Consider the following 24,812-nt stretch of genomic DNA (forward strand, 5'->3'; position numbering starts at 1 on the left):
TGTTACAAGATATCACGTAGAGAATGGTTATAAAAGGATGGGTTTGTATGCTGAAACTAGCGCAACAAATATTAGAACAATATTTCGGATTTTCATCATTTCGCTCCGGTCAAAAACAAATCATCGAACATGTATTACAAAGGAAGAATGCATTAGGTATTATGCCTACTGGAGGCGGTAAATCACTCTGTTATCAAATACCGGGGCTCGTTCTAGACGGAACTGCTATCATCATTTCTCCCTTAATATCATTAATGAAAGATCAAGTCGATTCACTAACCTCATTAGGAATCTCAGCTACCTATATTAATAGCTCGATTTCACATGAAGCACAGCAACATCGCTTACGCTCTATCGCTAAAGGGTCATACTCTTTTGTATACGTTGCTCCAGAACGCTTTGACTCTGATTCCTTTATAGAAGTGTTACGCACATCCAAGCTTTCATTAATCGCATTTGATGAAGCACATTGTATTTCCCAATGGGGACACGATTTCCGCCCAAGCTATCGATCGGTTGTGCAACAACTTAAACGTATCGGCTCGCTTCCTAGTGTTATTGCTCTAACTGCAACAGCTACTGAGGATGTGACAGCTGATATACAGCGGCTTCTTTCTATTGAACAAAGTAACGTTGTTAACACCGGCTTCGCTCGAGATAACTTACACTTTCGCATCGTCAAAGGAAAAGAGAAGCGAGCATTCATCAACGATTACATCAAGTCCCGCCCCAATGAGTCAGGCATCATTTACGCATCAACAAGAAGAGATGTCGACCGAATCCACCAATGGCTTACAAAAGAGGGCTATTTAGTCGGTAAATACCATGCAGGATTACCAGAAGATGATCGTAAAGAAGCGCAAAATGCCTTTATCCAAGATGAAACAACAATTATGGTAGCAACGAATGCCTTTGGAATGGGCATAGACAAATCCAACGTTCGATATGTCATCCATCATTCCTTACCAATGAATATTGAATCTTATTATCAAGAAGCAGGAAGAGCCGGTCGCGATGGGGAACCTAGCGATTGCATCTTACTCTTTTCCGCAAAAGATATTCAGTTGCAGAAATTCCTAATAGAGCAGTCGCTCATGGATGAGGAGAAGAAGGTAATTGAGTATCAAAAATTGCAGCAAATGGTGAACTATTGCCATACAGATCGGTGCTTACAACAATACATGTTAACGTACTTCCATGATCCATTTGACCGCCCTGCATGCGAGATTTGTAGCAATTGTCTACATCAAGGCGAACTATTGGACATTACGAAAGAAGCACAAATGATTCTATCCTGCGTTAAACGAATGGGAGAACGCTTCGGAACCGGATTAGTAGCCAAAGTATTAAAAGGCTCTAAAAACCAAAAAGTACTAGATGGACATTTTCACAAACTGACGACTTATGGACTGCTTTCTAAATGGACAGAGAAAGAAATCACGCAAATGATACAGTTCCTAACAGCAGAAGGATATTTAGCTGTCGATGACGGTAAATTCCCCTTATTACGTCTAACATCCGAATCGCTACCTATCTTAAAAGGTGAACAACAAGTTTCCATGCTTATCGAAGCCACCGCTGCGGCTACTTATGCAGATCAATACGATGAATGGTTATTTGAACAATTGCGCACATTAAGAAAGTCGATAGCCGAACAAAATGCTATCCCGCCATATATCGTATTCTCCGACGCAACGCTGAAACAGCTAGCCATTCACAAACCAGCATCGAAAAAGGACATGCTAACGGTGAAAGGAATAGGCGAGAAAAAATACGAACAATACGGCGAAGCATTTCTTGAAGTTCTCCAATCATACAGCGCACAAACCGTTTAAAACGAAAATACGAGCAGATAATATGGAATTTCGCGCACAAATCACCCGCTCCTTCTAGAATCGAACGAGCTAGCCTCCTATTATGGTTGAGCTAGCTCTTTTTGTTCATTCACTAACGCTAACACGTCATCATACGAGTAAAACTCTCTCATTCCTCGCTTATTCATTAAATAATTCGTAATTTCAAGCGCATTCTGTGTATGTACTTGCCAATATCCTCGTATAAGCATAGCTAAATAACGTTCTGATGGCTTTGTTATTTCTCTCTCTGTCATGGAATACGGACTCGTAAAAGTAAAGATTGGCCTTCCATCTTCATACCCTGCGTGTATTAAATTTCCGTAAGGCGACTGGCGTAACACCATATTGCCCTTCTCTATAATAGAATGAATGTCCACTTGAAGGTCGTCCATCCCATTCTCTTGTCGCACCACGTCTTCAAACTGTTCTACTGTTATTAAATACATCCTTGCCCAGCTCTTGTTAGCCAAGTCTTGCACCGTATCGATAAATGCTGCACCTCCATCCCAGCGGTCCGAGTACCCAGCGAAATATAACTCAAAAGGTAGCGATACAGCTTTGTCGTCGATTGGTAATGATGGATCACGACTACCAACCTCGCAACGGTTCGACCCTTCTGGCACACCGCCTGTAATGTAACAGCGAAACCGATCATAAAATAAATTGGAACCAAAGCTAGCGTACCAAACATATTGCTCTTCCTTAGTCACATGAATCTCCTCCCATCCATTATGGAAATTGAATTACTAACGAATCTCCTACTTCATAATAGCCTATTTTTTGATAAATGCTGTTGGATGTAGCATTGGATGCGTCGGTATATAAACTACAAAACTGAAATCCTCTATCTAACAATTGCTGAGACAAAGCAGCTACAGCTGAAGTTGCATATCCCTTTCGTTTATGTGCATCTGGTGTATACACCCCATTAATCGTTACTCCATTTAATGTAGATCGAGCTTGAATTGCCATCGAAACAGGCTCACCATCTACAATCCACAAATGTAACGCTCCATTTTTAATATGTCGAACACTTGATTTTTCAGCGTCTTCTTCTGATGTATCGATTCCCGCTTCTTGCCCAAATAAGTATATCCAGCGCTTAGCTATCAACTGGTCCTCTTCTGCAGCTTTTACTAATTGTCCATCCCGTTTAGAGGGAAGTATAACTTCATCTAATTGGTACACTTTTTGATTCATTTGAATGCTATACGCATGTCCTGTTACACGATTCCAAGCGTTAGCAAGTGCATAGATCGTATCAGGGGTTCCTATCAATCCAGGAACGTCATAATGATGATCTCGCCAAAAACAAACCATCTCTTCAACGTTATGAGGAGGTAACGGCTCATTGGTAGCGACAATCCACATATGCGGAGGCGTCCTCATGATGACAGCGCGAATTTGACCATGTTCATGGATATATCCGAAAAAAGGCTCCTCCTGTTGATTAACTACTTGTTCTTCATTCTTTAAACGATTCATTATACCGAGAGGAAGATTATGTACAGCTTCCTTCTCAAGTAAAAAGCCTTGCACACACCTTTCTAACTCTTCAGCACTGGTGCACGTCATAATCATGATCTTCACATCCTTACACATTTGAATACAAAATTAGATTCAACACACACTTTACACTTTCCTCCTTGACATACAAAAAGCCTGTCACTTCTTCAAGTAACAGGCCATATCATTATTGATCATCACGATTCCAAGGAAAGCTAGTCCCAAACCGTTTGGCAAATTCTTTCGATACTCCACGCCGTTCTCTACGTTGCTTCGCTCTTTCTTCTGCCCCTTCATGTAACCAATGTTCTGCTTCCGACTCAGGATACACCTCTGGTACTGGATGAGGTCGTTTATCTTCTCCAACAGCAACCATCGTCAGAAACGCTGTTGCACATACTTTGCGCGTCCCTGATAAAAGGTCCTCTTTAATCGCTTTCACGAATACTTCCATAGACGTATTGTTTGTCCAAGTTACAAATGCTTCTAAACAAATGGCATCCCCACTGTTTACAGGGTTGAGAAAATCAACAGAATCTGTCGAAGCCGTTACAACCGGAGAACGAGCATGACGTATAGCGGCAATAGCAGCAACATCGTCAATGTATGCCATTAACTGCCCACCAAATAAAGTACCATGATTGTTCGTATTCGTTGGTAATACGTAGGAATTCTTTACAACTAGTGACTCTTTACAAGGTTTCTTTTCCATTTATTACACCCTTCCATTCCATCGACTCACGTATTATTATAACTTATCTAGGGAGACTATACGTCACACAGAATTATTTAAGCGTTTTCATCCCGAAGATTTATTCCTCTTCTTGGTAGTGCAATGAATCCATCCTTGTTCATACCCCACATCACACCTATAATAAAAACAAGAGAATTCACAGAAATTTAAGTGTAATAAAGCGAGGTATCATGATTGGCTACATTAAGATATGCACAGAAAAGGAAAAAGAAAAGAAGAAGAAGATTACTGCTTATCTTTCTATTATTCATCTTCATCACCATTGGCACCGGAAGCTACATTATATATCAAGCGTATGATGCCGTTAAGGGATCTCATCAGGAAATCAACCGACCAGGCAATAAATCAGAGCTACGCGAGGAAGCCGTAAAAATTGGTAATGACCCTGTTTCCATTTTATTAATGGGCATTGAAGATTACGAGACAGATGGCCAAAATGGACGAGCGGACACGCAAATTGTTGTGACACTAAATCCCGAAACTGCGAAAATGACGATGACCACAGTACCTCGTGACACGATGATGAACTATACAGCAGAAGAAGCTGGGGCATATGCAGGCACTCATAAAATTAATTCTTCTTATGCATACGGATCCATCTCAGGTTACGGTTCGACGAAATTAACGGTTGAAAAGGTAGAAGAGCTGCTAAACGTACCAATCGATGAATATGTTTCTGTCGATTTTCAAGGATTTGTTGATATCGTTGATGCGCTAGGTGGTGTAACCGTTGATGTGAAAGAAGCATTCACAGAAAAAAACATATTCGATGACAATAATCTTGTTACATTTGAAAAGGGTCCAATGAAAATGAATGGGGAAGAAGCATTGGCCTTCGTCAGAATGCGCAAACACCCAGCGAATACGGTTTATTCACGAGAGGAACGACAAAGACAATTCATCAAAGCAGCGATTGACCAATCCGTATCTGCTCGTACAATCTTTAAACTAAACAAAATTTCTGACATTGTTCATGCAAGCGTTGATACAAGCTTGACTCCTTCTGAAATATACGCATTACAAAGAAAATATAAATCCATGGACCCATCCACTATTAAAACACTTGAAATTGAAGGAACAAATTCAAAAAATGGCGTTTACTACTTTACTCCTTTACAAGAAAGCTTAAACGACGTATCAACACAGTTGAAACAAGAATTAAAATTGCTTCCAGATGAAACAGAACCACATCCATAATAAGGGTGTGGTTCTACTATAATATATTAGGATTGCTGATACACTGGGACTTCTAAATATAATGTATAAGAATTAAATTGACGATAGATGTGATACATGGTTTGTAGCTTCACTAAATTCTCTTCCATGTCCACAGAAAAATCGTTTATCACCTGCTTCTCCTTCGCCATTGCAGCAGGGTTCCATAATGCATTGTATAACGTATGCCTATGGTCATTTAATTCATGTTGTTTCAAATGCTCAGCACGTTGAATGACGAACGTAACTAATCTGTCGCAATCAACATCTTCCCCATTATTAGTCACCGCTAACGTATGCTGCATTAAATACACTTCATTAATACCAAATTGGTTTGCTACGTCAATGAACACTCGGCCGGCATTAGAAAATACACCTTTATCAGCTAAAAAATTGTCTAGTTCCTCTATTGTAGTCGTATTCGGGCGTGTCAAATCTAGAAATTGAAATTTCCCCATCTCATCATTTAAGTGATAAGAAGGGTTTAAGTAATGTTCTATATTATGGTGAACAGCATTGATATCCTTCAAGATTAAACGCTCATCTTCATTCGACTTCTCAATTACTTTTTTTATTGACGAGGACTGTTGTTGGATTTGCACTGCTTCTACTAGCGTTAACGCATAATTCACGAAGGTTACTTTTTGACGAAACTTAAGTGCGTGATTTAACGTCTTTAACGTTAGTTCATCCCCAATCCCATTAACAGGAATACCGTAATCATGCTGGAATTTCTTCAGCTTCTTTACAGAAAAAGGACCAAACTTATCCGTTACTTTAATACGACCATACCCCAACTTATTTAGCTTTTGTTTCATACTTCCCACTTCACTATGTCGTTTATTTAATTGGATGGGACAAAACACAACTTCCTCAATCTTATTCAATGTCTCCATGTCGGCACACCCTGTTACAGGTAACCCATATGCTTCCTGACACTGCTCAATTAGACTCTCTGTATAGACATCATATTTCGGTGATGTATGTATCTCCTTAAAGCCGATATGATTTAAATATCGTTTCAAATCGATCACCTTATGATGCTCACCTCCGACACGATAGATGGAAGTAAATACTTCATCTATCTTCTCATTCGTCTGCTCATCCAAATCTCCGCTTTCTTCTAATTGGTAATCCCTTTGAAATTGCTGAATAACCTCAGCCGATAAAAAACCGAATAAAGACCTCTCCTGTTTATCTTCATAGCCGATCCACTTTAATTTTTGATTTGCTACTTCGACATTACTAGTTAATGTCGAAGATGAACTTAACCCCATTACATAGCCCCCTATACCACAAATAAGTAATCAAAAAAACTCACAATAAATCTATTATAAGGAATTTTTACAAGCTACACAATAATTATAGGTACAAAAGGACTACTTTATAACTTTTATCATTTTGAAACACAGAAAAAAAGCAGCCTAGTTGTGAACTAGACTGCTTTCTTCTTATATAAACTTAGGTATATTGTAATGCATCATTGGGTTATTCAGTTTACTGTAAATATTTTTAATTCCGTACACTTGCTTTGCTGCCCAACCAATATCTGTTGCGTATTGTTTCCATGGAGTATTAATATTCCATCTCATTTTGTATATCGTATTTTGTTCGTATGCATTATGGATATAATCTTCACCAATAAACTTTGCTCCACCAACAATTGCTTTATCAGGTGTTGTCCATCCTTGGTTATATGCATGTTTAGCACCACATGTCAGAGGACAAGAATCATAGGCTTGAATTCCGAACATATTATAAACTGGTTTAATGTTCGTTAATTCATCACGATTATGAGAATTCACAACTTCTGGTTTACCATGATTATTCAAACCAACCTTGGTAGAGCCATTAGCTAACGAAGACGCGCCATGACCTGTTTCTAAAATCGCATGGGAAATTAAATATGCTTCATTGACAGAGTGCTTCTTTCCTGCATCAATAAATGCTTGCCCCTTACCTTCTAATACACCTTTTCCATCTAACACTTTATTTAATTCTCTTGCTGATACCCCGACACTTTCTGTTAACAATAAGTGTTGAAATTTGTCATTGTTGTCAGGATTCATATAGTATTTCACATCAGAGCGTTTAGCATTACGCCAAGTAGAATAACTAATTTGATGCCAATACTTCCCCTTATCTGTAACATTCAATGAAGTCCCTTTTGGAACGGTTCCATAAATATGACTGGAAGAACTAGCTTCTGCTCTTACATTAAGGTTTACTGTTGTTGTAGCAACTCTACCTTTTGGATTTGCTAAGGAATAATGAACGTATAAAGTATCACCTTTATATTTTATTTTGTACCATTTCTTACTCCCTGCATATTCTGCTCCGTTAACCGTGTCCAAAATAGTAACCTTTGTACCACTGTAGACCGTAGCGTTAACCTTACCATTCCAATTTGGCTTCGTACGTAAACGAACACCATTTTCGGTAATGACACCTGATTCTGTAATGTTTACATACTTTGCGTACACATAAGCAGGCGCATTACGGTATTTGTCTGTTTGAGGAGAGCGTTCCATTTGATCATTTACTGCTTGATTTAATGTCTTGTTATAGCGCGTGTACGTTACTTTTTCTTTTACTTTTGCCGCTTCACGTTGCAAAATAGACCAAGTTTTCTGATCGGCAATACCATTGACTGGTAATTTATAATCTCTTTGGAATCGTTTTAATTGCTTCTCTGTGTAGGATCCAAAGTATGATGTAACTCGAATATTACCATAGCCTAAGTTATTCAAATATTTCTTTAACGTAACAGTGTTCTTATGCCTCTTCCCCTTTTGGAATGGACTGTTAGCCACTTTATTTATTTGGTTAAGTGTTGGTTCATCTACAATACCATTAACATAAAGACCATAATAAGACTGTAGTTCTTTCACCCGCTTTTCAGAGTAAGAACCGTAATACGATGTTTCTTGTATATAGCCAAACCCAATACGGTTTAACTTTTTCTTAAGTGAAACGGTCTTCTTACTTCGTTTCCCTTTCTGGAATGGATTATTTAATATATTGTCTAGCTTGCTTAACGTGGAATAGTTAGCCTCGCCTGTAACGTTTAATCCATAATACCTTTGGAAATCTTTCACACGCTTCTTCGTATAGTTACCATAATAGCTTGTTACTCGCATTCCACCAAAACCAACTTTACGCAATTCTTTCTTCAGCGTAACTACACTATCGTGGCGAGAACCGGGCTGGAAAGTGTTATTAAATACTTTGTCTAATTTGTTTAAAGTATTCTCTTCAGCAATACCACTCACAGGCAATTGATGATCACGTTGGAACTTCTTTAACATCTTATTTGTATAAGAACCAAAGTAGTTCGTTTCTGAAATGTAGCTATAACCTAACCAATTCATTTTCTTCTTCATGGTAGGAATAATTTTATGACGTTTTCCTTCTTGAATATTGCTTGTAAGCACTTCATACATTTTGTCTTGAGTTGCCATAGTTGCTTTTCCAGTAACGTTTAACCCATAATAGCGTTGAAAGTCTTTCACTTTCTTAGCTGTATAAGAACCATAATAGTTCGTTATTCTCATTCCTCCGAAGCCTAGTCTCTTCAAATTCCGCTTCATTTTAGGTATACCTTCATGACGACCACCCATTTGAAATGTTGCACGAAACTCTTTATCTAGCTTTTCCTTCGTAACTGAATCCACCACTCCATTTACTACTAAGTTGTTCTTCCTTTGGAATTGACGAACAACTTTATCTGTATAGCCTCCATAATAGTTTGTTACATAAATAGAGCCATAGCTTAATCGATTTAATTTCTTTTTAATATTGCGAGTTTGTTTATGTTGCTTGCCTTTTTGAAAAGGGCTGCTATATACACGTTCAATCTTATTCAATGTTTGCTGATCTACTACTCCACTAACAGGTATGCTATAATACTTCTGAAATTTCTTTACTCTATTCTCTGTGTACGAACCAAAATACTCCGTCACTCGAATCTGGCCAAAACCAATTGCATTTAGTTTTTTCTTAAACTTCGCAATCTCTTTAGAGTGGTCCCCTTTCTGATATGGTGGAGATGTCTTTACCTCCTTAACAGCACTATCTTCGTTCTTCTTCGCTCTAGGCTGATCTTCCTGTACAAGCTGTTCTTCTGTTGGAGACTGACCCTCTGATTCACCTTCAATTTGTAAAGGTTGTTGCTTCTGTGGCTGTTTTTCTCTTTGTTCTATTTCAGATGTGTCTTTAGCAGGCTTTTCACCTTTAGGCAATTGGTCTACGCCTGTTTCCTGTTCTTTTTTCGGCTGTTCCTCTTTAGGTACATCTGCTTCAGTGGTTTCCTCTTCCGAAACCTTCTCTGATTGTCCATTAGAAACACCTTCGTTGTTGGTAGATGGGGTTACTTCTTCATCTTTCATTTCAACTTGTTCTTCTGTTGTGTCTTCAGCAGTTGACGAAGAGTCCTGAGTATTCTCCTCAATGGCCTCCTCTTGCAACGATATATCTTGGTTTACTTCTTCTTTCTTCTCATTCTCTACTTGACTACTACGCTTTAATTCCTCTACCTCTGCTGCCCCCATGCTAGGTACGTTAAAATAGAATAATAGAGAAAAAACAAAAGAAAACACAATTAGACGCTTCCTTATTTTCACTCTATTTCACCTCCTTGTTATATATGTATCAATCTCCCTTTATATCGACAATATGATCTATATTATTAACAATTTAATACCAATTATTTTATTCTACTAAAAAAAGAAGCCTAGACTTTGTTAATAGAGTCTAGGCTTTTATATCAATCATTTAAATTTAGGTATATCAAAATGTAATGTTGGATTGTTTAATTGGCTATAAATATTCTTAATACCATAAACTTGCTTAGCAGCCCAACCAATATCGGTTGCATATTGCTTCCATGGTGAATTAATATTCCAACGCATTTTATAAAGTGTATTCTGTTCATATTCATTATGAATATAATCTCTTCCTATAAATTCTGCTCCACCTACAATCGCTTTATAAGGTGTTGTCCATCCTTGTTCATAGGCATGGGTAGCTCCACACGTTAAAGGGCAAGAATCATAGGCTTTAATGCCAAACATGTTGTATGTCTTCTTAATGTTTGTTAAATTATCTCGATTACTACTATTTACAATTACGGCTTGACCATTTTGATTAAGTCCGACTTCGATGGAACCATTAGCTAAAGAAGATGTACCATGACCTGTTTCTAACAAAGCATGGGAAATTAAATATGCTTCATTTACGGAATATTTCTTTCCTCCATCAATAAAGGCTTGTCCCATACCATCTAATACACCTTTACTTTCTAGCACATTGTTTAACTCATCAGCTGAAACACCGACGCTTTCCGTTAACAATAAATGCTGGAATTGATCATTGTTAGCAGGGTCCATGTAATATTTCACATCCGAACTTGTAGCATTACGCCAAGTTGTATAGCTAATTTGGTGCCAATTCGCTCCCTTATCTATAATCGTTACTTGATAACCTTTCGGGAGCGTACCATAAATATGACTGGATGTACTTGCATCAGCTCGTACATTGATAGAAGCTGTTGTTGTTGCCACCATTCCATTAGGGTCAGCTAATGATGAATGCACATATAATGTATCTCCATTGTATGTAATCTCATACCATTTCGTACTACCATTATATTCTGCACCTGTAACAGTATTTAAAATGGTAACTCTTGTACCGCTGTACACGGTAGCAGCTATATCTCCATCAAAATTAGGCTTGGTACGCAAACGAACACCGTTCTCTGTAATAACACCTGTTTCTGTGATACTTACGTAATCAGCGCTCACATAACCTGGTTCATTACGATATTTATCCGTTTGTGGAGATCTAGACATTTGAGCATTAATCGCTTGATCCAGTGTTTGATCATAATACGTATACGTAATCGTTTCCTTCGACTCAGCCGCTTCTTCTAAAGCAGCCCATGTCTTTTCATCTGCAATTCCACTAACAGGAAGATCATAATCTCGCTGGAATTCTTTCAGACGTTTTTCCGTAAATGAGCCGAAAAATGTCGTGACTTGGATTCCATCATACCCTAAACGGTTTAAATATCGTTTTAACTGTTTTGTATCTGGGTGACTCTTTCCGTATTGAAATGGACTAGCTAATATTTCATCCATCTTCGCCCACGTACGCTCATCCGCAATTCCATTTACCCTTAAACCATAATAAGATTGGAATTCTCTTAGTTTCTTATCAGTATAGGAACCGAAGTATGTCGTTACTTGAATCGCTCCAAAGCCTAATCGATTTAAGTTCTCTTTCAGTTGAATCGTATCTTCATGGCGCTTTCCTTCTTGAAATGGACTATTGTACACCTTATCAATCTTAGACATCGTAGGTGGATCTACTATTCCATTCACTTGAAGGCCATAATAAGATTGTAGTCCCTTTACTTTTTTCTTAGTATAAGCACCATAATAATCTGTTACTTGAATTTGACCGAAACCAATTTGATTTAACTTCTTCTTTAAGCCAATTGTATCACTGCTATTTTTTCCGTATTGGAACGGGCTTGCTAGAATATCATCTAGCATTTTCACAGTTTCATAGTCTCCTTGACCAGTAACCTTAAGGCCGTAATATTGTTGAAAATCCTCTACTCGTTGTTTAGTGTAGTTACCATAGTAATTGGTTACTTTCATGCCACCAAATCCGACCTTAATCAAGTCTTGCTTTAACTTAATAACACTGTCATGACGTGAACCAACTTGCAGCATCGCATTAAATTGATCAGCTATTTTCTTTCGAGTATTCTCTTCTGCTATACCGCTAACAGGTAAGTTATGGTCGGCTTGAAAATGTCGCACTTTCTTCTCAGTATACGAACCAAAGTAATTCGTTTCTGAAATGTATCCATATCCTAACCAATTTAACTGCTTCTTCATCGGTATAATGCCATCATGACGTTTACCTTCTTGATAATCGCTCACAAGTACTGTATCGATTTTATCTTGGGTTTGCATATCTGCTTTACCAGTTACGTTAAGGCCATAATATTGTTGAAAGTCCTTCACTTTCTTTTCCGTATAAGAACCATAATAATCCGTTACCTGAATATGACCAAAACCTAAGCTGTTTAACTTTACTTTCAGCTCTGATATTCCTTCATGACGTGCCCCATATTGGAAACCTTTATCAAATTCCTTATTTAAACGCTCTAAGGTAACTGGATCAGCTATACCATTCGCTACTAAACCGTAGTACTCTTGGAATTTGCGAACTACCCGCTCGGTATAATTTCCATAATAAGAGCTAACTTTAATAGTTCCGAAGCCTAGTCGATTTAACTGCTTCTTCATAGTAACTATATCTTCATGACGCTGGCCATTTTGGAATGGAGTATTCACAATCTCCGCTAGCTTCGCTAATGTAGGTTCATCACCTATACCATTGGCTACTAATCCATAATAGTCTTGAAAATGTCGTAACTTCTTGTCTGTATAACTGCCGAAAAAGTTTGTCACTTTAATACTTCCAAAGCCTAAACGGTTCAAATTCTCCTTAAGCTGAACTGTATCTTCATGACGCTTTCCTTCTTGCAACGGACTCGCTAACACGTCATCCATTTTGTCCAATGTTTTTCGATCTGCAATACCTGTCACTTCAAGGCCATAATACCCTTGGAAATCTTTTACCCTTTGTTTGGTGTAACTCCCAAAATAGGAGGTAATGCTCATTCCACCAAAACCTAAACGGTGCATCTTCTCCTTCATCTCTACAATCCCGTCGGCTCTATCACCTTGTTGGTAACCTGCTTCATAGACTGAAGTTAACGTATTCCACGTAACAGAATCAGCTATACCATTAACAACAAGCCCATAATCCGATTGGAATTTCTTTAAACGTTTCTCTGTATAAGAACCGAAGTATGTCGTGACCGTGATGTTGCCATACCCAATACTATTCATCATTTCTTTTAATAGAATCGTATCATCGTGGCGCTTTCCATATTGAAGTGGGCTGACATATACTTCATCAATCTTATCTAAAGTTACTTGATCAACAATCCCTGTCACAGGCAACCCGTAATAATTTTGAAAACCTTTAACCTTCGTCTTCGTATAAGAGCCGAAGTAATCTGTAACTGTAATATTCCCAAAACCAATGGCATTTAACTTTTCTTTAAAAGTTGAAATCTGTGGTGCGCGATCTCCATACTCATATGGCGGTCCAGTTACTTCCTTAACGGTAGTTGATTTAGTTGTTACACGTTCCTCTGTTTGAACTGATTCGTTATTGTCTTCTTCAATCGTTTGTTGTTCTGGCTGAGGTGAATCAACCTGTTCTTCAACATCATTCGTTTCCGTTGATGTTTCTTCAGAAGAATTTAAAGTATCTTCGTTTGTTACCTCATCTTCCACTTCTTCTTCTACGGCTGTTTCTTCAGTTGATTGTTCTGTAGCGTCATCTAACTCCTCTTCATTATGTACCTCGTTAGACTGTTCACCGCTTGTACTATCATCTTCAGAAGTAGTAGATTCATCTGGAACTTCTTCTTCACCTTCCTTACTAATTGCAGAAGAAGGTTCCATTTCGTTTTCTGTCGCTTGAACAAAAGATAAATTTAAGTAGAAGAATAGAGGAAAAATGAAAGAAAGCACAATGAGGCCCTTTTTTATTCTCACTCTATTTTCACCTCCTTATTATGCATTGTCTCTTCTTATATCGGAAGACTCACATTTTATTTTAGTAAACCTACTGCTTTATGCACAGATTACTATGATTCATTTTTTTTACATATTTAACATCAAATTTTATTGAATTGCACTTCGAGCATATTTAATAGGAATATAAGATATTACATCATCTACCTATAACTTCTAAAAAATAGTTGATAAAAATAAATGGGACAAGCTTCTTTTTAATTATTTGTTAGTAAGTACAACCAAAAGAGCTATCCCACATATAAAAATCAGGGACAGCTCTTAAAATATTTAACATAGATAAAACAATACTAACAAGTCATATATTTATTTCTCCAAAATTTCAAAACCAATCTTAACAGGTTTATTCCAATCCTTCTGTGAAACACCAGATACGTGCACTTTATCAGGGGAATTATTAATAATAGTTTCCTTAAATTCATCTAAATTTTTTAGCAACCCTGCTGCAATAATCACAACATCACCATTATTTAAATCCCTAACTCTACCGTTAAGCTTTAAACTTTTGGCTTTCTTCATAATCCAGCTTTTATACTTAGAATTACTTAATGTTCCAGAAACCACATATCGTCTCGTAATATAATTTCGTGAAGGAACATTAGGTATAATAATACTTTTAGCAAACCCATTTTTAAAATTTTCTATTATAGATTTTAAATCAAAATAGAATTGATCATTTCGAAATTCTCCTTTTGTATGTGGAAAATAATAATCAATAATTGCTCTAGGTATATCTCGAGCAATTCCTTCACTAGGGAATAAATGATTGCTAATTTGTGGTTTCGAATTTAATTCATTAATTACTCCAACATCATTTTCTTCGTCAACAATCATATCTACTGCACATTGCACTAAACCAGGGACAGCTTTTACAGCATTTATTGCGTTACTTTTAATACTATTTGTTAATAAATCAGTAACATCTATCGGATCTCCTCCCTCAATAAAAGATCCTTTATCCCGCAACATAACTAATTGACCTTTTTTAGGAATATAATCAACTGATAAATTTTGTTTATATAGAAATCTTTTTACATCCTCATCGACCTTAATTGGCTTGTAAAAAAGAAATGGACTATTTTTTCTAATCTTATTTTTTTTATCAATTAACCCTTTAATAGTTGTATCACCATCACCAATTACATTTGCAGGCATCCTTTTGAATGCACCTATTATTTCATTATTTAAAACATAAATTCTATAATCGTCACCTAATACATATCTCTCCACCATTATATCTTTATATTGTAATTCATTACGAACATGAAAAAGCGCACTAACAAATTGATCAATGTTGGTTATATTTGTAATGACACCAGTGCCACCACCTGCATTTGTAGGTTTTAATACTACAGGAAAGCCTATAGATTTTGTATAATTAATTATTTCTTCATCTGAATTATTGTTGTTAAATGCTCTGCCTTCTGGGACAGCAACATTTGCTTTAGAAAGTATTTCTTTGGTTTTATCTTTATCTATACAAACTTTAATAGCTTCTTTAGTAACCAATTCTCCTCTACTAGTTGCAAAAGTGTATTGCTTTTTGCCATCGCTTAAAGAGAATTTTATTGGAGCATTCATACTAGTATTAAATGTATTTATGAATTTTAATTCTAGACCCCTTCTCCAACCTTCTAATGCAACAGTATATGCACAAGTCTTATAACCGTATGCTGCTTTTGGAATAGCATTGTCTAAATGCTCCAACCAATTTTTTTCATTTCCAAACATGAACGCACTCCTCATTCCTAGGGCATTGTAAATAGGTTTTTGATAACTTTTTTTATTCTAGTTGCGTTAAAAATCATTACTAGCTAAATAATGGTTTCTTTACTTCTTCTTCACCATTTCCCCAACCTTACGTACAGGCTCTGTTACTTTCCAGGATGTACTATTCAACACGTGCTGGTTGTCTTTTTCCATTCTGTTTTTGTGCTTGTTCATTCGTTTGAGCTCTTTTTCCATCTTGCGTAGCGCATGCTGGACGGACTTAATGTTTTTCGTGTTGTATCGCTCGGTAATTTCAAATCCAATGGTTACTGGCTCTTCGTAATTTTCTTCTTTCAAGTCATTTACTTGTGTATTTTTCTTGTAAGAAGTAATGACTTGCTTAAATTTGGAAATGTCATCTTTTTCTGTACCTGCTACTATAATTTCAATTTCATCAAATACCATGTTCTTGACGTACCCGTGTAAACCTCGGTCGATGGCTTGACGTTTTAAAAAGCGGTGATAGCTATGGCCTTGTACCTTTCCTTTTACTACGAAACGTTTGGCGTATAGTTTTCCCATAGGTGCTGGTGGTATTTCTACTTCAATAGCAGAGCGATTCTCTAATGGCTCTAATACTGCTGGTAAGTCGAAATAGATCTTAGAATGGGTTGTATCCATTCCTTTCGTTTCCGGGAAATAGTAATCAATAATAGCCGCTGGTATGTTACGTGCTTGTCCTCTTAATGGATATAAAATACCACCAATTTGTGCGGTTGGATTTAATTCAATGACAACTGCTGGGTTCTCTACTGTTCGGTCATCATTCACAATAATATCTACACCACAATGGTATAGACCTGGAATGGCCTTTACAGCATCAATGGCAATTTGTTTGAATTCTTCTGGAATTTCATCGGTGACGTCAATAGGATCACCACCAGAGGATACATTTGTTTTCTGTCTTAAGTAAATCTCTTCTCCCTTTTCAGGAATACTCTCTAACGTATAGCCGGCTGCTCCAATGAATTCGATGATTTCTTTATCCATTTCAATTAGGCAACTGTTCAACCGCGCGTTTCTTCTTCTTTCTTTGTTCTTCAAATCAATGAGTTCTTCAATTGTATGTTCACCATCCCCGATAATATTAGCCGGGATACGGTTATAGGCTGCAATTACTTGGTCTTCAATGACATACACGCGGTATTCTTTACCCGCCGCGAATTGCTCTACAATAACCTCATCGTACTCTAATTCATGGCGTACATATTCGACAGCCTTCTTAAATTCTTCATCGCTGTTAATGTTCGTTACTACTCCGTTACCTAAGCTAGCATTCGTTGGCTTTAGCACAAGTGGGTATGGTAACGTCTTGCTGTATTCAATAATTTCTTCATCAGTGGCGTCTACTTCAAAGCCTCTTCCTTTTGGCACTGGCACTCCAGCTTTTTCTAAGTATATCTTCGTATCATCTTTCTCTGATCCAATCTCTACTGCTTCATTCGTTACTTTATCTCCACGTGTTCTAAAAAAGTAATGAGTGCGTTCCTCTGAGCTTAAAGAGAATAATCTTCCTGGCGGGTTTACACCGAAGATTACCATATCTTGAAAGTGTTCTGAATCACGTGTATACCATTTTAACTTCAATCCTCTACGCCAGCCTTCAAGGGCAACTGCGAATGCATCTAATCTTGTTTTCCTTGCGTTCTTTACAACATCTGCTGACAGTTGAGGAAGGCTTATCCCTTGTTTGTCCTTCATGTATGATTCCTCCTGCTGTAGAATATCTTCACCTTTTTCACGCTTCCTACTTTTTGAAGAATGATCCTACATATCTAATCGGTTTCGTTATTTTCCAAGACTTACTTTCGTAGAATTTCCTCCGTTGTACTTCCGCTTTCTTCATTGCTAATTCGGTTATTTCAAGTTCACGTTTATATTTCTTCAATTCTTCTAATTGTGTCTTCAAGTCTAATTTCACTTCAAATCCTACTTTAAGTGGTTCATGGTAGTCTTCTACTTGAACTTGCCATATTTCTGCTCGTTCGTCATCTTCCCATATTCCGTTCTTGAAATCGTCCACCATTTCTGGATCTAAGCCGCCGACTACTACTTCAATCGAATCCTCTTCATTGCTCATTACAAAGCCGTGTAATTGACGTTCAAAGGCTTGTTTACGCAAACCACGGTGATAGCCTATATCCTTTACATCACCATATACAGTGTATTTCTTCGCGTATAGCTTTCCACGTGGAGAAGGAGTAACCGTTGTGGAATACGCTGTGTTCATCTGAAGTGGCTCTAGTACATCATGTAAATCAAAGTACGTATTCGTGCGTTCCTCATCCATACCTTTTGTTTCTGGGAAATAGTAATCGATAATGGCAGATGGAATGTCTCTTGATTTTCCATACATCGGATATAAAAGACCACCAATTTGTGCAGTTGGATTCAACTCAATTACAAAAGCAGCTTCATTAACAGGCTTATCTGGATGGACCATCATATCTACTGCTCCATGGTCTAGGCCTGGTACCGCTTGTAATGCTTGTACCGCTACTTTCTTGATTTCACTAGGTAAATCATCCAGCATGTCAATGGGATCTCCGCCAATGGATATATTATTTTTCGAGCTAAGACTCACTTGTTTATCTGCTTGTGGCACACTATCTAATGTATAACCTTGCCGATTCAAGTAATCAACCATTTCTTGATTTACATTAATTAAACATGTAATAAGTCTTGGATTGTCTTTTCTTTGCTCATTTTTCTGGTCAATCAAATCTTGTATGGTATGGACACCATCTCCGATTACGTTTGGTGGAAGGCGTTTAATAGCTCCAACCACTTCATCACCAACGACATATAGTCTGTAGTCATCACCAGGAATATATCGTTCTACAATCACTTCTGGCATATTCAGTTGCGTGCGTACATACTGTATGGAGTACTCCAACTCACCAGAGCTTGTAATGTTCGAAACAACACCTCTACCAAAGCTTCCATCTGTCGGTTTAATAACGACTGGATAGCCTAACGAAGAAGCATATTCGATGATCATCTCATTCGTATCTTCTGCGAAAAATTGCTGCCCTTCTGGAACAGGTACGCCTGCTTGCTGCAACATTTGCTTCGTTTTTTCTTTATCTTTGCCGATTGTTACTGCATCATTCGTTACTTTATCCCCTCTAGTGCGAAAGAAATAGTGCGTTCTTTCTTTATTACTTAAAGAGTACAATTGTCCTGGTTTGTCCACATACCAAGTCATCATTTCCTTGAATTTCTCTGTATTCTTTAAGTGCCATTTAAGGGTCAGGCCTCTTCTCCAGCCTTCAAGTGATACAGCGTATGAATCTAACAAATATCCGTGTGCGTCTGCTACAATGCTGTCTGATAAGTGCGGTAGCCACTCTGAGTGAGTCTCTTCCATTACATTTTTCCTCCTAGAACACTATTCATTTATAAACACAAGAAAAACTCGACAAATACAACTATCTCAATTCGTCGATGTTTATACTCGTTTCCTACTTTATTATCTAGTGAATAATAACCTTCACTGTTGTGTTGTTTCCATTTTACGACGAAATGCTTCAAATGATTTTCCATTTAACAAGTCTTGGCTTAGACGACCTTCTGCCTCGAGAAATAAATCTCCTAGCCATTGGTCAGTTTGCTGGTCAAACCCGTCATAATTCCCTGGCTTCGGTGTGAATTCGCCGAATACTAAACCATCCTCTGAACGGAGAAAGTCGATGCGAATAAATGGTGCAGGGATTTCTAAGCTAAGATTTGCTGCTAATTGCAGCTCTTGTTTAGAAACTCCTTGTCCTTTAAACAGCTCATCTTCGTACTTCCCTGTGTGAATTCTTTGTCCATCTGCTGTCCACCAACAATAAGCCAATTCTGGATAACGTTTGATTTCTAATATAACGCCAACCTTACCGTAAAAACAGTAAAACTTCACATCACTTGCCGCTTGTTTCTCCAGCTTGTTCTCGAAAATAAGTTCTTCCATAAACCATTCGTCCTTCTCCACCCAACCTGAATCCAAATCTTCTTGCATGGCGGTTTTAAGGTCATTCCAACTTTTGATCGAATTAGCTCGTTTTAGGTCAATTATATCATCATTTGCTCGAACAAGGTACACACCTCGTGAACCGGCTCCGTCGACCGGCTTGATGGCTACTTGAGTATGCTGCGGCATGTCAGAAAGCGGAAAACTATGTTCAGAAGTCCAAGGTCTTCGAATATCTAATTGGTCCATAAAGGCATACGCTTCTTGTTTATCGTCTAATGACCATTCAGGTAATGAACCCATCCATTGATATTGCCTCATTCTCATATTTAAACTCGCGCGATAAGAAGCAGTAGAAACGAGAGGAATGCTTTCTTCATCCAATCCTGCTCGAATCATAAATTCTGGAATATCTTCTATCTTTAATCCTTGTAACACTTGTTCATATACATGATTTCGAAAGGCTGGCTGTTCTTTCATAAAAGTACGTGCTGCATACGTGAGCGCTTTATTGTAATTGTTCTCAAGAACTTGCTTATGTACTATTAGTTTATCTAAATAGTCCATTAGAAGTCCTTCTCGTTTCTTTTCTTTGATGACGTCAATTATTTGGTACTGGCTTAACCCTGGGTTATGCACCATTTGCTCTGATAACAATTCTTTCGTTGCATACAGCTGCTCTAACGTGGCTTCTAATTGTGTTTCTAAATAATGAATATATGCAGCTTGTTTACGCCCTGCTTTTCCTGTAACAAGTGCATAAGCTTTTCTCAGCCACCCTGTCTTCTGCCATGTGTTACTTTTGTACATATGCTTGATTTGCTTTTCATATTGCTTCTGTTGTTGTTCTAATTCTTTAATCTTTGCTTCTGTATCGATTAGTTGCGCCAATAGATCGGGCTGGTGATGATTTCTTTCTTTGTTGTTAACGTTGATTGACTCTCCATCGCATTTGTTCATGAGCGCCCTCTCCCTTGCCTTTTGCCTGGTGCTAAACCGTGTATGAGCCATTCGTCTAGACGGCTACGATAGATCTCATAAGCATCCTCATTATGATCGCTCCAAATACTTGAGGCTAATTTTATGGTAGACACATAACGGGAATGATTGGTTAGTAAATCTTGTCTAATCGACTCATTGTAAGGAAACCATTTCCCTCTATGCCCCACATATTCTTCTAAATGCTTCATACATTGTCTTATATCGTACAGATGTACTTTCTCTTCCTTTGGTAGCCTGTCGACAATTACTCGTACCGTTTTTGCTTTGATACTTGGAATATATTGCTGCTTCTCTTGTAGAACGGCTGGTTGCTTCACCATAAATAGCTCTGTTGTAACCTTTTCCCCGTACACAAGCATTTGCACATCTCGACCATTAATCATTGCTCTTACTTCAGGCACCACTTGCTTTGGTAAGTAATAATTATAACTCGCCATTTGCAGAAGGCCTGTTTTAAGTCCTAATTGTTGATGAATCCTTATTTCTTGCAAAGTCGTTTGTAACGCTTCATCATCTATTCGAAAATCCCCTGCAATTACTACATCAAAGTAGCGGCTACCATTGACCTTTTCTTCTCTTCTCGGCCACATTGGTTCAGGCACTGGGAATAATCGTTGCAACTGCTGTGCTGGATAGTATAAGTTTGTTGCTTCATTGTGATAAGCTTCAAAGCTCTCGACATATTCTTTACGTGCCCCCATAAAAAATCCGTTATATCCAAATGCAGAACTACCTGTCAACGAAGAAACAGTTTGCCTTGGTAACGATAATGGACCGGTTGGTAAATCTATAATCTTATCTTGTCCAAATACTTTCAACAATCTGCGCTTAAACTCACCATCTGCGGCAAAGCGGACACTATCCCAATAGCCTAATTCGCTCAGAACAGGCTCTCGCCGAAACATTAATGATGACATATTTGGAAAAATGTAAACCCCTGGTGTCCCGCGACGATATAATGTAAGTTCTTCCGTTAATCTTGAATGCTCTGATGTATTGGCGATGACATGTGGATTGTCTATTAAATGCGTTACTTGTTTCTCGATTTTCTCCACATGAGACCAATCATCCGCATCATTAACCGTAACAAATTCACCTGTCGCTTCTTTTAATGCGATATTTCGCGCAATATAAGGACCGCTATTGTTAGGCGTTGTGAAAACGCTCACTCGATCATCTTGCTCTGCATATTGCTCTGCCACTTGAAACGTATTATCGCTACTACAATCATCGACAATCAACAATTCTAGATTACGCCACGTTTGGTTTAGGATTGATTCAATCGCTGTACGAATACCTTCTTGTGCATTATATGCCGGAAGAATGACCGATACTTTTGGGCCACTTGCTATACTGTGCTCTGCAGGTACAGTCGTTAAATCATCATAAGTTGGTGCATCTAAATTAGTAAAAGTAATAGGTTGTAACCCATACCTTACATATACTTGATTTATCCAACCTAGACGTTGAATGATGGATGTTTCTAAATTAGCTGCCGCCAAATATAAGTCATTATGCTGTTGTTGCTTTAACATGTGCTGTATAATTCGTTTTCCTTCTTCTCGCTCACCAATACGTGCATAACACTCGGCTTGTATGATGGCTGCTTTACGAAGTAAGTCTTGATTGTTCTCCTTTTCGATAGCCACGCGCAAATACTGTAACGCTTGTTTACACCCATCACTCGTATATTGATTCGCATACCATAGTGCCAGTTCCCACGCAATGGCCTGCGCTAGGAATCGATCTTCTGTTTGCTCATACAATTGTTTCATATCCGTTAACGCTTTGTTTCTGAAGCCCAACTCATACATATGGTACTTATACGGCTTTAGTTTGTTAGCCGCGTCCTTTCTTTTATATGAGCTGCTGTATAGCTGTTGTTTGTTACGTCTCCTGAGCACTACACCGCCCAACGTTTTGGACCATTTCATCACACGCTTCATTGGTCTAATGAAATGAAGAATAAACGATTGCATCGAATCAAATTGCCATTTATGCTCGATATATTGCTGTTGCTTTCTTTCTGTTTGGTGCTTGGCCTGCTTAAGTTGTTGTTGCAGTTCCACAAGAGCTGTCTGATTGACGTCTGACATTTGTTTGTCTTTTTTATTCCACATAACACACCATCGTCTTCCAATCTTCTTCACTTACTGTAATCTGTTGTATCGTCTCATTTTCCAAGCATTGCATTCTTACCTGTTGATTAACCGGATGCCACACTGCTTCGTTTGTAAAATATTCCGTCACATGATGTGAAATTGCCGTATACGAATCACGATTTTCTTCTTCTGCTACCTTCACATGGATTCGATGTGCTTGTATCATCGGAATGTATTTCTGCCAGTGATGCATTGCTTTTGTATCGAGTACGAACAATGTGGTAGCAGAAATCTTCTCACCATAGACAAGCATATGAACGTGATTCCCGTCTAACAATTCACGAATAGTTGTATGAATAGATTGTGGAAGATCAACTTGATAGCGATTTAATTGCACGAGCCCAATTCGCTTGTTCATTTGTTGCAACGCTTTAATTTCTTGTACCATTTCTTCTTGATTATCTATCCGAAAATCTGCCGCTATGACGACATCAAACAAACGACTGCCATTCGGCTTGTCTTCACGTTTCGGCCACATCGGCTCTGGTACAGGAAATAGCCTTTCAGATTGCGGATAAGGATAATACAGAGTTTCAGCGCGATTATGGTGATGTTCAAGACTCTCCACATATTCTTGACGCGCCCCCATAAAAAAGCCATTATAACCAAATGCAGAACTACCTGTTAGTGAAGATACGGATTGGCGCGGCAAAGATAACGGTCCCGTCTTTACATCCATAATACGTTCTTTCCCGAACACTTTGATTAATCGACGTTTAAATTCACCGTCTGCAGCAAAGCGAACGCTATCCCAAAAGCCGACTTCTTTCATAACAGGTTCACGACGAAACATCAACGAAGACATATTAGAGAAAATATACAGCCCCGGATTGCCTCGTCGATATAGTTTCAAGTCTTCTTCTGTTAAACGTGCATGCTCTGATGTGTTGGCGATTACTTCTGGATGCTCTAGCAAGTGGCGAACTTGTATTTCTATCTTCTCTGCATGGGACCAGTCATCTGCATCATTAATCGTGACAAAGTCTCCTGTTGCTTGTTGTAAAGCAATATTTCTTGCAACATATGGACCGCTATTTTGCGGGGTTGATAAATAGCGGACTCTGGAATCTTTCTCAGCGTATTCCTTAATGACAGCAGCTGTCTGATCTGGACTACAATCGTCGACCGCTAACAGTTCAATATTGTGCCATGTTTGCGATAAAATAGATTCAATCGCTATTCGAATTCCTTCCTCTGCTTTAAATGCAGGTAAGATGACCGACACTTTCGGCCCATCTTGAATGCTTCTCTGAACGGATTGTGTAATCAAACTATCGTAATGTCCTTCCGTAAAGGCAATTGGACTTAATTGATACGTTGCTAACGCCTTATTGATCCAAGTAGTACGTGCGGCGAGGTCCGTCTCTAAATTCGCCGCTGCTAAATATAGATCAGGATGTTGTTGTTCGGATAGCCTTTCATCAAGAAGCTGCTTTCCTAATGAAATCTCTCCTAAGCGCTCATAGCACTCTACCTGAAGAATAGTTGCCTTTCTTAGCGTTTGTTTATCTTTCACGTTCTCGATTGCTACTTCCAGATAGGTTAAAGCTTCCCTTGCACCCGATTCTGTCAATTCATTCACATGCCAAAGAGCCAATTCCCATGCCGCCAATTGTTTCATAAATGCATCCTCAGCATTCACATAAACATCCTCTAACTGTTGTAAAGCTTTATGCGTAAAGCCTAAGCTATATAAATGGTGTTTGATTTGTTTTATTTTTTTCTTTTGCATATGACGTTTCCCGCTACTCGTAATTTTCTTTATAGCTTCTTTTTGCTTACTAGAAAAAAGATTCGCCATTTTTTTCTTTTGATTTTCATTTAACACGTTATATAAAATAAAATCCAGCGTATTGGTCATCGCTTTCTTCATTAGATGTAACAATTCATTCACCACCATTTATTGTT

The 24,812-nt window shown here is 38.1% G+C and carries 14 protein-coding genes; 2 read left to right on the top strand and 12 right to left on the bottom strand.

Annotated elements, in window-relative coordinates; translation table 11 throughout:
• Positions 1-47 precede the first annotated feature (47 nt).
• Entirely contained in the window at positions 48-1,835 is a 1,788-nt protein-coding gene (gene recQ / locus N784_RS07095; protein WP_036833686.1) for a DNA helicase RecQ, read from the top strand.
• Positions 1,836-1,915: 80 nt separating this feature from the next.
• Here recQ and N784_RS07100 read toward each other — a convergent pair whose 3' ends face one another.
• The 3 genes from N784_RS07100 to N784_RS07110 all read right to left on the bottom strand — a co-directional run bounded on the left by N784_RS07100 (position 1,916) and on the right by N784_RS07110 (position 4,074).
• Positions 1,916-2,566 carry a hypothetical protein gene (locus N784_RS07100; protein WP_036833689.1) on the bottom strand — a complete coding sequence of 217 codons (651 nt, stop codon included), beginning with the start codon at positions 2,564-2,566 and terminating at the stop codon, positions 1,916-1,918.
• 19 nt (positions 2,567-2,585) lie between these two features.
• Positions 2,586-3,437, bottom strand: a complete 852-nt coding sequence (locus N784_RS07105; protein ID WP_052127180.1) for a GNAT family N-acetyltransferase — start codon at positions 3,435-3,437, stop codon at positions 2,586-2,588.
• Between the two features lie 112 nt (positions 3,438-3,549).
• Entirely contained in the window at positions 3,550-4,074 is a 525-nt protein-coding gene (locus tag N784_RS07110) for an acyl-CoA thioesterase (protein ID WP_036833692.1), read from the bottom strand.
• A 216-nt stretch (positions 4,075-4,290) separates the two neighbouring features.
• Here N784_RS07110 and N784_RS07115 point away from each other — a divergent pair, with 216 nt between their 5' ends.
• A complete protein-coding gene (locus tag N784_RS07115; protein WP_036833693.1) occupies positions 4,291-5,313 on the top strand; it encodes an LCP family protein in 1,023 nt (340 codons plus the stop codon).
• Positions 5,314-5,339: 26 nt separating this feature from the next.
• On the opposite strand, the gene N784_RS07120 is transcribed toward N784_RS07115, so the two are convergent.
• From N784_RS07120 to N784_RS07160, 9 genes are all read right to left on the bottom strand, one after another.
• Complete coding sequence (locus N784_RS07120) at positions 5,340-6,608, bottom strand: peptidoglycan-binding protein (RefSeq protein ID WP_036833694.1); 1,269 nt, start codon at positions 6,606-6,608, stop codon at positions 5,340-5,342.
• Positions 6,609-6,782: 174 nt separating this feature from the next.
• On the bottom strand, positions 6,783-9,953 hold the full coding sequence (locus N784_RS07125) for a peptidoglycan-binding protein (RefSeq protein ID WP_052127181.1): 3,171 nt from the start codon (positions 9,951-9,953) through the stop codon (positions 6,783-6,785).
• A 147-nt stretch (positions 9,954-10,100) separates the two neighbouring features.
• Entirely contained in the window at positions 10,101-13,976 is a 3,876-nt protein-coding gene (locus N784_RS15945; protein WP_052127182.1) for a peptidoglycan-binding protein, read from the bottom strand.
• A 345-nt stretch (positions 13,977-14,321) separates the two neighbouring features.
• Positions 14,322-15,746 (bottom strand): ATP-binding protein, encoded by a 1,425-nt coding sequence (locus N784_RS07135; protein WP_036833754.1) that lies wholly within the window; start codon positions 15,744-15,746, stop codon positions 14,322-14,324.
• Positions 15,747-15,845: 99 nt separating this feature from the next.
• Positions 15,846-17,486, bottom strand: coding sequence for an acylphosphatase (locus N784_RS07140; RefSeq protein ID WP_036833695.1), 1,641 nt, complete (start codon positions 17,484-17,486; stop codon positions 15,846-15,848).
• Between the two features lie 46 nt (positions 17,487-17,532).
• Entirely contained in the window at positions 17,533-19,155 is a 1,623-nt protein-coding gene (locus tag N784_RS07145) for an acylphosphatase (protein WP_036833697.1), read from the bottom strand.
• A gap of 123 nt (positions 19,156-19,278) precedes the next feature.
• Positions 19,279-20,700 carry an ATP-grasp fold amidoligase family protein gene (locus tag N784_RS07150; RefSeq protein ID WP_052127183.1) on the bottom strand — a complete coding sequence of 474 codons (1,422 nt, stop codon included), beginning with the start codon at positions 20,698-20,700 and terminating at the stop codon, positions 19,279-19,281.
• On the bottom strand, positions 20,697-22,862 hold the full coding sequence (locus tag N784_RS07155; protein WP_052127184.1) for a glycosyltransferase family 2 protein: 2,166 nt from the start codon (positions 22,860-22,862) through the stop codon (positions 20,697-20,699). Before N784_RS07155 ends, N784_RS07150 begins: the two co-directional genes overlap by 4 nt.
• On the bottom strand, positions 22,852-24,789 hold the full coding sequence (locus tag N784_RS07160; RefSeq protein WP_198134406.1) for a glycosyltransferase family 2 protein: 1,938 nt from the start codon (positions 24,787-24,789) through the stop codon (positions 22,852-22,854). Before N784_RS07160 ends, N784_RS07155 begins: the two co-directional genes overlap by 11 nt.
• Positions 24,790-24,812 lie beyond the last annotated feature (23 nt).

The sequence above is a fragment of the Pontibacillus litoralis JSM 072002 genome (assembly GCF_000775615.1).
Classification (GTDB): domain Bacteria; phylum Bacillota; class Bacilli; order Bacillales; family BH030062; genus Pontibacillus; species Pontibacillus litoralis.

Coding starts and splice junctions, on each gene's coding strand:
- N784_RS07120 (WP_036833694.1), bottom strand. CDS start 6,608: ATGGGGTTAAGTTCATCTTCGACATTAACTAGTAATGTCGAAGTAGCA.
- N784_RS07135 (WP_036833754.1), bottom strand. CDS start 15,746: ATGTTTGGAAATGAAAAAAATTGGTTGGAGCATTTAGACAATGCTATT.
- recQ (WP_036833686.1), top strand. CDS start 48: ATGCTGAAACTAGCGCAACAAATATTAGAACAATATTTCGGATTTTCA.
- N784_RS07110 (WP_036833692.1), bottom strand. CDS start 4,074: ATGGAAAAGAAACCTTGTAAAGAGTCACTAGTTGTAAAGAATTCCTAC.
- N784_RS07150 (WP_052127183.1), bottom strand. CDS start 20,700: ATGAACAAATGCGATGGAGAGTCAATCAACGTTAACAACAAAGAAAGA.
- N784_RS07105 (WP_052127180.1), bottom strand. CDS start 3,437: ATGATTATGACGTGCACCAGTGCTGAAGAGTTAGAAAGGTGTGTGCAA.
- N784_RS07155 (WP_052127184.1), bottom strand. CDS start 22,862: ATGTGGAATAAAAAAGACAAACAAATGTCAGACGTCAATCAGACAGCT.
- N784_RS07140 (WP_036833695.1), bottom strand. CDS start 17,486: ATGAAGGACAAACAAGGGATAAGCCTTCCTCAACTGTCAGCAGATGTT.
- N784_RS07145 (WP_036833697.1), bottom strand. CDS start 19,155: ATGGAAGAGACTCACTCAGAGTGGCTACCGCACTTATCAGACAGCATT.